This window comes from Streptantibioticus silvisoli, assembly GCF_027947535.2.
In the GTDB taxonomy this organism is placed as follows: Bacteria; Actinomycetota; Actinomycetes; order Streptomycetales; family Streptomycetaceae; genus Streptantibioticus_C; species Streptantibioticus_C silvisoli.
The window spans coordinates 112,847-125,347 of record NZ_JAAGKO020000002.1 but is presented as its reverse complement, the minus strand read 5'-3'; the positions used below and the strand labels follow the sequence as shown (position 1 = coordinate 125,347).

10 protein-coding genes and 1 pseudogene are annotated in these 12,501 nt (G+C 74.4%); 5 read left to right on the top strand and 6 right to left on the bottom strand.

The genetic code is table 11. From position 1 onward, the window contains the following. Positions 1-86 precede the first annotated feature (86 nt). From POF43_RS02130 to POF43_RS02120, 3 genes are all read left to right on the top strand, one after another. On the top strand, positions 87-1,331 hold the full coding sequence (locus POF43_RS02130; RefSeq protein WP_271325958.1) for a hypothetical protein: 1,245 nt from the start codon (positions 87-89) through the stop codon (positions 1,329-1,331). Positions 1,332-1,633: 302 nt separating this feature from the next. After that, a complete protein-coding gene (locus POF43_RS02125; protein WP_282698454.1) occupies positions 1,634-1,855 on the top strand; it encodes an FmdB family zinc ribbon protein in 222 nt (73 codons plus the stop codon). 158 nt (positions 1,856-2,013) lie between these two features. Further along, on the top strand, positions 2,014-2,640 hold the full coding sequence (locus POF43_RS02120) for a DUF4383 domain-containing protein (protein WP_271322000.1): 627 nt from the start codon (positions 2,014-2,016) through the stop codon (positions 2,638-2,640). Here POF43_RS02120 and POF43_RS02115 read toward each other — a convergent pair. Next, positions 2,597-3,256, bottom strand: coding sequence for an O-methyltransferase (locus POF43_RS02115; RefSeq protein ID WP_271321999.1), 660 nt, complete (start codon positions 3,254-3,256; stop codon positions 2,597-2,599). The genes POF43_RS02120 and POF43_RS02115 overlap by 44 nt on opposite strands. A 53-nt stretch (positions 3,257-3,309) precedes the next feature. Here POF43_RS02115 and POF43_RS02110 point away from each other — a divergent pair, with 53 nt between their 5' ends. Further along, positions 3,310-3,939 carry a nucleoside/nucleotide kinase family protein gene (locus POF43_RS02110; protein ID WP_271312637.1) on the top strand — a complete coding sequence of 210 codons (630 nt, stop codon included), beginning with the start codon at positions 3,310-3,312 and terminating at the stop codon, positions 3,937-3,939. Positions 3,940-4,322: 383 nt separating this feature from the next. Here the strand turns inward: POF43_RS02110 and POF43_RS02105 are convergent, their stop codons facing one another. The 3 genes and pseudogenes from POF43_RS02105 to POF43_RS02095 form a co-directional block, all read right to left on the bottom strand. Continuing rightward, on the bottom strand, positions 4,323-5,159 hold the full coding sequence (locus POF43_RS02105; RefSeq protein ID WP_271321998.1) for an HAD family hydrolase: 837 nt from the start codon (positions 5,157-5,159) through the stop codon (positions 4,323-4,325). Further along, a pseudogene (locus tag POF43_RS02100) lies at positions 5,156-7,630 on the bottom strand (phosphoribosyltransferase). The gene POF43_RS02105 and the pseudogene POF43_RS02100 overlap by 4 nt, the downstream one beginning before the upstream one ends. Positions 7,631-7,647: 17 nt before the next feature. Continuing rightward, entirely contained in the window at positions 7,648-8,835 is a 1,188-nt protein-coding gene (locus POF43_RS02095) for an HpcH/HpaI aldolase/citrate lyase family protein (protein ID WP_271312639.1), read from the bottom strand. Between the two features lie 335 nt (positions 8,836-9,170). Here POF43_RS02095 and POF43_RS02090 point away from each other — a divergent pair, with 335 nt between their 5' ends. Continuing rightward, entirely contained in the window at positions 9,171-10,325 is a 1,155-nt protein-coding gene (locus POF43_RS02090; protein ID WP_271321997.1) for a TerD family protein, read from the top strand. Positions 10,326-10,368: 43 nt separating this feature from the next. Here the strand turns inward: POF43_RS02090 and POF43_RS02085 are convergent, their stop codons facing one another. After that, positions 10,369-11,106, bottom strand: coding sequence for a TerD family protein (locus tag POF43_RS02085; RefSeq protein WP_271312641.1), 738 nt, complete (start codon positions 11,104-11,106; stop codon positions 10,369-10,371). Between the two features lie 109 nt (positions 11,107-11,215). Further along, positions 11,216-12,394 (bottom strand): DUF475 domain-containing protein, encoded by a 1,179-nt coding sequence (locus POF43_RS02080; RefSeq protein ID WP_271321996.1) that lies wholly within the window; start codon positions 12,392-12,394, stop codon positions 11,216-11,218. Between the last annotated feature and the right edge of the window lie 107 nt (positions 12,395-12,501).

Below are 12,501 nucleotides of genomic sequence, written 5' to 3'. Positions count from 1 at the left end.
GGGAGGACGGGGGGCGCGTCGGGGGGTGCGGGGGTGCGAGGATGGACGGGGAGTGACGCGGACGGGTGGAGCAGCGGGAGAGGGATGTGACGACGGCACGATCGTGGTGGCGCGGGCGGGGGGACGACCACCGTGCGGGCGCGCAGGCCGCGAAGGACGCCGCGGCGGAGGCGTTCTACGAGCTGGACACCGCCCAGCGGGACCTGACGATCTCGATCGAGGCGATCACGGCCGTCGACAGCTCCCCCGCCGGCCGCAAGGCCGCCGCCGACTTCGAGACGCTGGGCCGGCGGATCGACCAGGTCAGCGCCGCCTACATCGACACCGTCGACGCGCACGACCTCGACGCGGTCGAGCTGGACCTGGCCACCGCGACCCGGGCGCGCAACGCCTTCACCCTGGCGAAGGACGAGATCGGCAAGGTGCGCGCGGACCTGGGACGGTTCGCCGACAGCCTCGGACCGCTGCTCACCCGCGCGGAGACCGAACTCGCCCGGCTGGCACCGTCGGTGGAACGCGCCAAGCAGTCGCTGCTGGCGGCCACCCGGGCGCTGGACACCGTGCGGGCCGGCCGGCTGAAGGCGGACGACCTGGCCGCGCGGCTGGCGGCGCTGGCGCCGGAGCTGACCAAGCTGAACCAGGGCGCGAGCGCGCACGGCGTCCAGGAGACCATCCGCCGCGCCGACGACGTGCGGCGCCGGGCGGAGGAGATCCGCACCGAGGCCGAACGGCTGCCGGAGCGGGCCGCGGAGATCGACAAGCGGCTGGTCAGCCTGCGTACCCGGGTCGAGGCGCTGACCACCCGCGCCGAACAGGTCGGCCCCACGCTGAGCGAGCTGCGGCGCCGGTTCAGCGCCGCGTGCTGGCAGGACCTCCAGCAGGTGCCGGACCAGGCCCGTACCGCCGCCGCCCAGGCGCACCGCAAGCTGGACGAGGCGGCGGCCGCCCGCGACGGGCAGCGCTGGCAGGAGGCGGGCGACGCGATCGCCGCGGTCCGCGACCTGCTCAGCGGCACCGACGCGGCGGTGGCCGCGGCCGGCGACCGGCTGCGCCGGCTCAACGAGGTCAGCAAGGACCAGCAGGCGGAGATCGACAAGACGCGGTTCGCCCTGCGGGACGCCCAGCGGCTGGCCATGCAGGGCCGGGCCACCCCGGAGCCGAAGCACGCCCGCCCGCTCGACGAGGGCGTCACCCGGCTGGACGCGGCCGTCGCCGCGCTCACCGGGCGGCACCCGGACTACTGGGCGTTCCTCACCGAGACCGCGGCCATCCGCCAGACCGCCGAGCGCGTGGTGCTCAACATCCGCGAGGAACGCGCCACCCAGCGCTGACCCCCGCCGACGGCGCCGTCCTCGCCGGGCACCGCGGCTCTCGGCGCCGCCGACCGCGTTCACCGGGGGCCGCTTTCACCGCCGCCGGCCGCCTTCACCGCAAGGCGCCGCCTTCACCGGTGGCCGCCACCTCCCCGGCACCGGCCGCCTCACCGCCACCCACGCCACCCCCGGGCGCCCTCACCGCCGCCGGCCCGCCTCCCCCGCACCCCAGCACCCTCACCGCCCACCGCAAGGCGGCGCCCACCCGGCCCACCCGTGGCCCGTATCCGAAACGGTGACCCGCGGTTATCCTGCGTGGCATGCCTCGTTACGAGTACCGCTGCCGCGCCTGTGGCGCCACGTTCGAAAAGAACCGGCCGATGGCCGAGTCCGCCGCGCCGGCCAGTTGCCCGGACGGGCACGAGGACACGGTGAAGCTGCTGTCGACGGTGGCCGTGACCGGTGCCGCCTCGCAGTCGGCCGCGCCGCGGGCCGGCGGGGGCGGGGGCGGCGGGTGCTGCGGGGGCGGGTGCTGCGGCTGACCCCGGCGTCGGCGGGCCGGGTGCGCCGGGCCGGCGGGGCCGTGGCCTGCGGCTGAGCCGGGCGAGTGGCCTGTCCGCCGATCGCGGCGGATGCTGGAGGGACGCGGTGGCGGCGGACGCCTGCTGCGGTGCCGCGTCCGTACCAGGGAGGCCGGCCGATGCTGAGACTCGACGAACACCTGCCGACGGACCACCCGCTCAGCCGGGTCTACCGGGCCGGGGCCGGGCTGATGGGTCTGGTCCTGCTGACCTTCGGCATCCTGGGCTTCTTCGGCCAGGTCGGGTTCTTCTCCACCAACGGCGACCAGGTGGCGGGGCTCAGCTCGAACGGCGCGCTGAGCCTGCTGTCGGTGGTGGTCGGTCCGCTGCTGCTGGGCGGCATGATCATCGGCGGGAACGTCGCGTCCACCGTGAACATGGTGCTGGGCGTGGTGTTCGTGCTGAGCGGCTTCGTCAACCTGGCGCTGCTGGACACCGGTGCGAACTTCCTCGCGTTCAAGATCTCCAACGTGCTGTTCAGCTTCGTCTTCGGGCTGATCCTGATGACGTTCGGGATGTACGGGCGGGTGCACAGCCATCTGCCGCACGACAACCCGTACTGGCAGCAGCGCCACCCCGAGCAGGCGGAGCGCGAGCGGCTGGCGCAGGACGACGGCACCGGGAGGCAGCCGGAGGCGGTGACCGCGCACGGCCGGCCGCTGCGGCCGCCGCCCGGTGCCCCGCCGGGCGGCAGCCGGCCGCTCAGCCCGAGCGACGGGCGAGGGTCAGACCGTCCGCGACGTTGAGCTGGACCGACTCGACGCGGTCGTCGGCCAGCACCAGTTCGTTGAACGCCCGGATGGCGGCGGCGCTGCCGGTGGCGGCGGGGTCGGCGGCGCCGCCGTGGAAGTAGGTGTTGTCGACCACCAGCAGCCCGCCGGGCCGGGTGCGGGGGACCAGCTCCTGCCAGTACGACGGGTAGCCGGCCTTGTCGGCGTCGAGGAAGGACAGGTCGATCCACGGGTCGGCCGGCAGCGAGCGCAGGGTCTCCAGGGCCGGCGCGATGCGCAGGTCGATCCGGTCGCCGACACCGGCCGCCTGCCAGGCCTGCTGGCCCAGCGCCGTCCACTCCTCGTTGACGTCGCAGGCGATGAGCGTGCCGTCGTCCGGCAGCGCCTGCGCCATCGACAGCGTGGAGTAACCGGTGAAGGTGCCGACCTCGACGATCCGCCGGGCACCGGTGAGCCGCACCAGGAAGGCCAGCAGCGGTCCCTGCTCCGGCGCGGTCTGCAGGCCGGCCACCGAGCCGAAACGTTCCTCCGTTACCGCGATCAGGTCGCGCTGGGCGGCGGAGAGCGGATTGTTGGCGAGCAGGTAGTCGTACAGCTCGGGGGTGAGCGGCGGATTCTTGCTGTCGGTCACCAAAGCCTCCACGGGGGATTCACGGGCACGTCGCGGGTGCATAGGGTACGCGCATGCTGAGCGCCTTGATCGACGAAGCGGCGGAGCTGGCGGACGGCGCGCCGGGCGGCCGGGCGCTGCTGGGCCTGGCGGGCGCGCCGGCGGCCGGCAAGTCGACGCTGGCCAGGCGCCTGGCGCGCGGCGTCGAGGAACGTCTGGGGCCCGGCACCGCGGCCCGGGTGCCGATGGACGGCTTCCACCTGTCGACCGCGCGGCTGGACGCGCTGGGGCTGCGGGACCGCAAGGGCGCGCCGGAGACCTTCGACGTGTGGGGGTACGTGCACCTGCTGCGCCGGCTGCGCGAGGAGACGGCGCGGCCGGTCTACGTCCCCGACTTCGACCGCGCGATCGAGGAGCCGGTGGCGGCGGGCCTGGTGGTGCCGCCGTCGGCGCGGCTGGTGATAACGGAGGGCAACTACCTGGCCGACGACGGCGAGGGCTGGCGCGAGGTGCGGGGGCTGCTGGCGGCGCTGTGGTACGTGGAGGTCCCCTGGCCGGTGCGCGAGGCCAGGCTGCTGCGCCGGCACGTGCGCGGCGGCCGCAGCCGGGGCGAGGCGCTGAAGTTCATCGCGTCCAGCGAGCGCCCGAACGCCGACCGGGTGGCGAAGGGGAAGGCCAACTGCTCGCGCGTCATCCGCCGTTGAGGCGGCGGACCGGTGAGGGTACGCACCGGCGGCGCGGTTCGCTTGGAGCGGCACCGGACCGGTGCGGGCCTCCCCCGGAGCGCCCCCACCGGAGCGGCCGTTCGACGGCGCCGCGCACCGGGGGCCGCCGGCCAGCGGCGCGATTCGCTTGGAGCGGCACCGGACCGGTGCGGGCCTCCCCCGGAGCGCCCCCACCGGAGCGGCCGTTCGACGGCGCCGCGCACCGGGGGCCGCCGGCCAGCGGCGCGATTCGCTTGCAGCGGCCCCGGACCGGCGCGGGCCTCCCCCCGGAGCGCCCCCACCGGAGCGGCGGTACGACGGCGCCGTACCCCGGGGCCGCCGGCCGGCGGTGCGGCCCACCTCCGGCCGCTTCTGACGGCGCGTCAGTTCTCCTTGAGCCAGGCGGCCATGCGGGTCACGATGAGTTCGCCGGCCGCGACGCCCCGGGTGGTGAGGGCGGTCAGGTGCGGCGCGGTCCAGCCGGTGTCGGCGAGTTCGCCGTGGCCGGGGCGCCAGGCGTGGTCCGCGGCGAGCAGCAGGTCGGCGTCGAGCAGGGAGTCGCCGGCCGCCAGCACCCGGTCGGCGCCGGTGCGGCGGACCACCTCGGCGAGGGCGGCGGACTTCGTCAGCGGGACCGGGACCGCGTAGAGCTTGCGGCCCTGGAGGGAGACGGTCCAGCCGCGGTCGGCCGCCCAGCCGCTGATCTCCTTGATCCACTCCTGCGGCACCAGGTCGCGTTCGACCACCAGGTAGACGAACAGGTCCTCCGCCACCCGGGCCTTGCGCAGCCAGCCGGGGTCGGCGTGGCGCACCAGGTGGTCCAGCACCTGCGCGAGCGGCGCGCAGCCGGCGGCGACGGTCCGGCGCACCCGGTCGTGCCAGTCGCGGTCGGTGCGGCCGTCGACCAGCAGGTGGCCGCCGTTGGCGCAGACCGCGTAACGCGGCGGCGGTCCGGGCAGGTGGACGCGGCGGTACTGGTCGCGGGTGCGGGTGGTGACCGGCACGAAGTCGGTGGCCGCCGCGAGTTCCTCGATGAGGGCGGCGGCCCGCTCGGTGACGAAGGACAGCGGGCGGCCGTTGTGGACCTCGACGCACAGCAGCCGGGGCGCCTGGTCGTCCGGCATGGTCAGGGCGAGGGCGGCGTTGGAGTAGATGAGGGTGCGGTCGAGGTCGGTGGCGACGAGTGTGGCGCGGTGGGCCGGCGCCGGGCGGACGGTCACCGGGTGGCCGCCAGCCTGCCGTCGGCACCGGTGGCGCCGCGGGTGTAGTGCGGGTGGATCAACCCGACACAGGAGTACGGCAGTTCGTCGACCTCCTCGACCGGTACGCCGCGCTGGGCGGCGAGCAGCCGGACGTGGTCGAGGTCGGCGCCGGTGCCGCGCCGGGCCAGCACCCGCCACGGCACCCGGCGCAGCATGACCCGGGTGGTCTCGCCGACGCCGGGCTTGACGAGGTTGACGTCGTGGATGCCGTACTCGTCGCTGATCCGGGTGACCGCCTGCCAGCCGGCCCAGTCGGGGGCGCGCTCGGCGGTGGCGCCGAGCAGCCGGGCGGTGTCGTTCGCGGCGGCGTCGTCGGTGGCGCCGAACCGGCCGGCGACGGTGTCGGTGAAGTGCCCGGAGACGTCGTCGGCGGCCAGGTCGCGGTAGAACTTGGCGCCGTGGAAGTCGCGCGGTCCGGTGAGGTCGGCGCGCAGCACGGTGCGCGAGACCAGGCCGGAGACGGTGGAGTTCAGGCACGCGGAGGGGATGAGGAAGTCGTCGCGGGTGCCGTACTCGGTGACGCAGCGGCCGGGGTCGGCGAGCACCGCCAGCCGCGGGTCGAAGCCGGCCGGTCCGCCGTGGCGGCCGAACTCCTCGACGGCGGCGGTCAGTTCGCGGGTGATGGCGCCCTTGCCGGTCCAGCCGTCGACGAACACCACGTCGCGCGGGTCGTGGTGGGCGGCCAGCCAGCGCAGCGCGTTGGTGTCGATGCCGCGGCCGCGGACGATGGAGACCGCGTAGTGCGGCAGGTCCAGGCCGTGGGCGCGGCGGGCCCAGCGGCGCATCAGGACGCCGACCGGGGTGCCGGCCCGGGCCAGCGAGACCAGCACCGGGGGGTGGCCGGGGCGGGCGCGTTCGGCGAGCAGCAGGCCGGTGACGGCGCCGACCGCGCGGGCCACCCGGTCGGCGGAGGCGGCCAGCGCCGCGTGGAAGAGCGCGAGGTACTCCTCGGTGGGCCGGTACTCCACCGGCAGCGACTCGGCGTAGTGCGCGCCGCCGTGCTGGACGGCCTCCTCGCGTTCCTCGACCGGCGCCTCCAGCGGCACGTCGCTGAGGTCCTTCAGCAGCCAGCCCACCTCGTCGGCGGGGTAGCTGGAGAAGGCGGGGCCGCGCAGCGGTTCGGACAGCATGGGTTATCGGACCTGCCGTTCGGTGGTCGGCCGTCCAGCGGCCGGCCGGTCGGGGGTGTGGCTGGGTACGACGGCCAGCGCGAGCCGGTCGGTGTGTGCGGCCAGGTGGCTCAACAGGCCGCCGGGCGCGTGCAGTTGAGGGGTGTCGGCGGTGGAGTCCAGCACGGCGACGATCGCGTCGAACCGGCGGGCCGGATCGCGGCCGGGGGCGACGTTGTAGGCGTAGCGCTCGCCGGGGCCGTCGCCGGGGTCGTCGTGGGCGGGGAAGACCAGCCGGGTGCGGATGGCGTAGCCGGGTTCGTCGACCGCCAGCACCGGGGACCGGGTGGTGGTGGAGAACCGCACCTCAAGCCCGCCGGCCGCCTCCAGCGCGCCGGCCAGCCGCAGCGGGGCGTACATCAGCTCCTCGCAGCCCAGCACCAGCACGCGACGGGCGGTGGGCGGCAGCGCGGCGCGGATCCGGTCGGCCATGCCGGGCAGCGCCGCCTCCAGCCGGGCGCGGTGGGCCGGGGTGAAGCCGTGCCGGCCGCCGTCGGGCAGTGCGGCGGGCCAGCCGAGGTCGATCCGCACGGCGTGGTGTCCGGCGGCCGGGGCGGGCGGCGGGGTGCGGTGCCGGGCGACCAGGGCCAGGCCGCGTTCCAGCACGCCGTCGGGCAGCGTGACCTGGCCGGTCGCCAGGGCCACCACGTCGACGCGGGCGCCCAGTTCGGCGGCGTACTTCTCCAGCCGCGTGCGGTCGGCACCGGTGCGCATGTCGACCAGCGCCACGACGACGTAGTGGTCGCGCGGGGCGCGGGCGTGCAGCGCGGCGACGGTGTTCAGCACGGTGTTGCCGGTGGAGAACTCGTCGTCGACCAGCACCAGCGGGCCGCTGCCGGACAGCAGCCCGGGGTCCTCGGGCAGCAGCAGGTGGGAGGTGGCGTGGCTGTGCGCCTCCTCGAAGCGCCCGGCGTCGGCCACCCCGGGCACCGCGCGGCGGGTGGAGTGCAGGTAGGGCGCGGTGCCGATGCCGTCGGCCACCGAGTGGCCCAGCGCGGTGGCGGTCTCGGCGTAGCCGAGCACCACGGCGCGGGCGGCGGCGGCCGGGCCGAGCAGCGTCCGGGTGGTGCGCCCGAGGGCGAGTCCGGCGCCGTGCACGGCGGCCGGGGCGGCCGGCACGTGCTTGCCGAGCACGCCGGAGACCAGCAGGTGGGCGCGTTTGGGGTTGTCGCGCACGGCCAGGCCGAGCATGCCGGTCAGCCGCGGCGATCCGGTCAGCCGCACGCCGAGCCGGTCACCGACCCACGAGCCGGTCCACACCTGCGCCGGCGGGGTCGTCACGCGGTCACCGCGATCGCCGAGGCGGCACGGCCGCAGGCGGCCAGCAGTTCCACGAAGGTGATGTCCGGCCGGGCCACCCCGAACACCTCGGCGCGGCGCATGGTGCGCAGCGCCCAGGCGCGGTGCGGCTTCACCTCGTTCATCTTGTTGGTGTAGGCGGACCGCAGCACGCCTCCGCCGCCGTGTTCCTCGCGCAGGATGTCGGCCGCGTCGCAGTACTCCTCGTGCGTGACGACGGAGACGGCGTGCACGGTGGCGACGTGCGAGGGGTGGATGCAGGTCTTGCCCAGCAGGCCGTTGGCCCGGTCGAGGGCGACCTCGCGCAGCAGGCCGTCGAGGTCGTGCTCCAGCAGCGTGGTGCGCAACTCCTCGGCGTCCGGTTCGAACGGGCTGTGCCGCAGCCGGGTGGCGAACATCCGTTCCTGCTGCGGGAAGTACTCCCACACCGGGCCGGTGATGGTGTAGCCGGTGCCGTCGGCGCGGCCCAGCACGTTGACGACGTCGCCGATGACGGAGGCGATCACGCCGACGTCGTAGGCGGTCATGTCGGGGGCGCGGCGCAGGGCGTAGGCGGAGCACAGGTCGGTGACGCCGAGCCGGACGGCCAGCACCCGGTCGCGGTACCTCTCCAGGGTGCGCGCGATGCCGCGCAGCGTCCCGGTGCGGCTCTCCAGGTGGGCCAGGCCGGGCGACTCCAGCACCGGCATGGCCAGCAGCCGGTGGCCGCAGGCCCGTTCCGCGGCGGCGATGGCCTCCATGAAGGGCACGCCGCTGTCCTCGGTGAACTTCGGCAGCACGAATCCGGTCAGCGTGCCGACCGCCGGACCGAGCCGGCCGGTGAGCGAGCCGATCTGTCCGGGGTTGCGGACCCGGACGAACAGCAGGGGCAGCCGGTCGGTGCCGTACCGGGCCAGTTCGGTGAGCTGGACGACGAGGTTGGCCTCGGCGGCCTCGACCTCGGTGTCGTCGATGGCGTCCTCCAGGCACAGCACCATGGACACCACGCCGGACCCGGCCTGTTTGCGCACGTCGTCGGCGAGCCGGGGACGGGTGGCCGGACTGTAGAGGGTCGCGCCCAGTGCCATGGACAGCAGCTGGACCGGGGAGTCGGCGCCGAACTCGGCGGGCTCCCGGTGGAACAACACGTCGCGCTCACCGGGCGCGAGGTGTCCGAAATGGCGCATACGGCTCCCCGGAGGTGTGGGTGGGACGCGGACCTCGCGGACGGGTCCGACCGACGGTGCGGGCCGGTTGGGGCCGGTCCGGGTTCGCGGCCGCGGCTCCCGTCCGGCCGGACCGTGCGACGACGTGCGTCGTGGCGCCGGTGGCCGGGCGGGGCACGCGGTACGACGCGTGGCGGTCATCGTACGCACGCGTGTGATGCACTCTTTACCATCACATATGAATTTCTCGTAACCTCTTCGGCACAGGTTTCCGCATCCGTGCGCCGGTCCGGTTCCGTTCGGCGATCCGGTCCCCGCGTTGTTCCCGACCACGGTCAACAGGCAGGATGACAGGCATGACGCACGAGATGGTGAAGGGGTCCAACGTCGCGGTGGACGCCGGCGCGGTGCGGGCGGTGCTGAGCTGGTCCTCCGGCGCCGCCGTGCCGGACGTCGACGCCTCGGCACTGCTGCTCGGCGCCGACGGGCGGGTGCGCTCCGACGCCGACTTCGTCTTCTACAACCAGCCCCGGCATCCCTCCGGCCGGGTACGGCACCGCCCGAAGCAGCAGGGCGAGGACGGGCTGACCGACAGCATCGAGGTGGACCTGGCCGGCCTGGAGGCGTCGGTGGACCGGGTGGTGCTGGCCGCCTCCGCGGACGGCGGCACGTTCGGGCAGGTCGTGGGCCTGCGGGTGTTGCTGCTCGACGGCACCCCGGGCGCCGGCCCCGAACCGCTGGCCGCCTTCGACGTGGTGCCGGACACCGGCGAGGAGGCCGCCCTCATCTGCGGCGAGCTGTACCGCCGCGCCGACGGCTGGAAGTTCCGCGCCCTGGGCCAGGGGTACGCCGACGGCCTGGTGGGCCTGGCGACCGAGTTCGGCATCCTGATCGAGGACGACGACGCGGGCGACGCCGCGGACGGCCGGCCCGCGTCCGGTGCGGCGGACCACGCCTCCGGGGCCGGCGGGGACAGCGGCTGGGCGTCCTCCGGGACCGGGCTGTCGGCGCGCGCGTCCGAACCGGTACCGGTGCCGGACTCCGGTGCGCCCGGCGCCGGCGAGCCGGCCTCCCCGGTGCCGCCGCGGGCACCCGTCGTCCCGCCGATGCCGTCGACCGCACCGGCCGCGGCGGCGGCCTCCGCCACGCCGCAGACCGCACCGCCGACCGCCCCTCCGACCGCCTCGCCGACCGCGCCGCCGGCCGCCGTGCCGGGGTCCGCGCCGGCCTACGGCGGTTACGGCTATCCGCCGCCGGCCCCGGGCGGCTACGGGTACCCCCAGCAGGCTCCCGGCGGGTACGGCTACCCGCTCCAGGCGCCGCAGCAGGCACCGCTCCAGGCACCGCAGCCGGCGCCGCCGCAGGACGGTTACGGGTACCCCCCGCACCCCGCCTACGGCTACCCGCAGACCACGCAGCCGGTGCCCCAGCAGCAGCCGCAACAGGCCCCGCAGGCGCCGGCGTTCGCGCTGCCGCCGCAGGGGCCGCAGTTCCAGCGCCGGGCGCAGTGAGCACGGCCGCGGCGGGCGGTGCCGCGGCCGTCCGGCGGGCCGGTCAGGTCTTCGGCTTGTAGCCGCGGCCCCAGTTCAGGCCCCAGCCGTAGAGCCGGTCCAGCTCGGACTGGAAACCGTAGACGTAGCGCACCTCGCGGCGCACGAACAGCTCGCCCTTGCGGTTCTCGATCAGCACGACCGCGCACGAACGCGCTTGCGGGGCGCGCTCGTTGAGCGGGATCTCGATGCTGGGGCCGCTGCTGGGGTAGAGCGTGACGACGGCGTGGGTGCGGTCGAAGGCGGGCGTGCCGTCGTAGATGTAGACGAACAGCAGCAGGCGGCGGAACTCCTCCTTCTTGTCCATGTTGATGTGCATGGTCTCGCCGGACGCCGAGCCGAACCGGTCGTCCCCGCTGAGCTGGATGTACGGCGCCTCGTTGAAGCTGCCCAGGAAGTCGCCCAGCGGCTGCACGACACCCTTGGTGCCGTTCGTCAGCTCGTACATGCAGGCCAGGTCGAGGTCGACGTTGACCATCGCCGGCCCCTGCGCCTGGACCAGTTGGGGCTTGAACAGGTTTAACGACAGCGGCCGGCTGAGCAGCGGACCGCCGCGCCGGTCGTCGAAGTCGGAGGTGCGCATCTGCCAGCTGAGGTTGACCCGCAGGCTGCCGCCGGCCGAGCCCTGTCCGCCGAGCGAGACCGCCTGACGGCGTTTGGTCAGCGTGACCGTGCCCGCGGTCCCGACGTCGAACTGCGTCGGCGAGTTGCCGCTCCGCATGAATTCCCACACCGATGCCATGCCGTGGTCCTCCCCTTGGCACGGCGGAACCCCCGCGAGCGGTCGTTCCGCTCGCGGGGGTCCGGCCGGGCCGATGCCGTCGCCCTGTCGTCACTGCGCCGCCGGCGGATCAGACCCCCGACGTGACCTCGGTCCGCTCCCCCGGCTCTCCGGAGTTTTCCCCGTGACGGCGGTTTCTCACCACCGACGAGAAGTAAGCGGCCGCGATCAGCACGACGCCGACCAGGCCGGTGACGACCTCGTTGACCTCGTACTTGATGGTGACCAGCAGGATGACAGCCAGCGCGCCGATCGCGTAGTGCGCGCCGTGTTCGAGGTAGACGTAGTCGTCCAGGGTGCCCTTGCGGACCAGGTAGACCGTCAGGGACCGGATGTAGAGCGCGCCGATGCCCAGGCCGAGCGCCATCTGGAAGATCTGGTTGGTGATGGCGAACGCGCCGATGACGCCGTCGAAGGAGAACGAGGCGTCGATGACCTCCAGGTAGAGGAAAACGAAGAACGCCGCCTTGCCGGCCAGGCCGACCATCGACTTGCCGTTCTTGCGGCCGCCGTCGGCGCCCGCCGCCGCTTGCGGCCCGTCCTGCCCGGCCGGCTGCTCGCCGTCGTCCCCGTCGTCCTCCTCGTCCTCCAACTGGTCCTCGAAGTAACCGGAGATGCCGCCGACGATCAGGTACGCGATCATGCCGCCGACGCCGGCCAGCAGCACCGTCGCGGTCTTGTCCACGGTGCCGTGGGCGCCGTCCAGCGGGACGGCGGTGGCCACGGTGACGGCGGCGACCAGCAGGGCGATCAGGGCGACGACCACCGAGAGCATGTCGAGCTTGCCGAGCTTGGCCAGCGGCTTCTCCAGCCAGCCGAGCCAGCGGATGTCGCGGTCCTCGAATATGAAGTCGAGGAAGATCATCAGCAGGAAGATCCCGCCGAACGCGGCGATCGCCGGGTGCGCGTTGGTGACCAGGTGCTGGTAGCGGTCCGGCTGGTCGATGGCGACCCGCACCGCCTCGACCGGGCTGATCTTCGCGGTGATCGCCACGATGACGATCGGGAAGAGCAGCCGCATGCCGAAGACCGCGATGAGCACGCCGACGGTGAGGAAGATGCGCTGCCAGAAGGCGTTCAGCTTGCGCAGGATGCCCGCGTTGATCACCGCGTTGTCGAAGGACAGGGAGACTTCGAGCACGGACAGGATCGCCACCACCGCGAGCCCGGTCCACCCCCAGACCAGTCCGGCGAAGACCAGGCCGACCACCGTGATGGCCAACGACCAGCCGAATGTACGGAACAGCACAGTCGATCCAATCCTTGAGGTTCCCCCGCGGTGCTTTCCGCGCAGTTTTGCTAACCGTTGACCCGAAGTCTAGGCCCACCTGCCCGGATGGCTACCCTGAAGGTCCC

Bases quoted from the DNA above. Each gene is read 5' to 3' on its own strand.
- POF43_RS02125 (WP_282698454.1), top strand. From the start codon at position 1,634: ATGCCTCGTTACGAGTACCGCTGCCGCGCCTGTGGCGCCACGTTCGAA.
- POF43_RS02120 (WP_271322000.1), top strand. From the start codon at position 2,014: ATGCTGAGACTCGACGAACACCTGCCGACGGACCACCCGCTCAGCCGG.
- POF43_RS02110 (WP_271312637.1), top strand. From the start codon at position 3,310: ATGCTGAGCGCCTTGATCGACGAAGCGGCGGAGCTGGCGGACGGCGCG.
- POF43_RS02095 (WP_271312639.1), bottom strand. From the start codon at position 8,835: ATGCGCCATTTCGGACACCTCGCGCCCGGTGAGCGCGACGTGTTGTTC.
- POF43_RS02090 (WP_271321997.1), top strand. From the start codon at position 9,171: ATGACGCACGAGATGGTGAAGGGGTCCAACGTCGCGGTGGACGCCGGC.
- POF43_RS02085 (WP_271312641.1), bottom strand. From the start codon at position 11,106: ATGGCATCGGTGTGGGAATTCATGCGGAGCGGCAACTCGCCGACGCAG.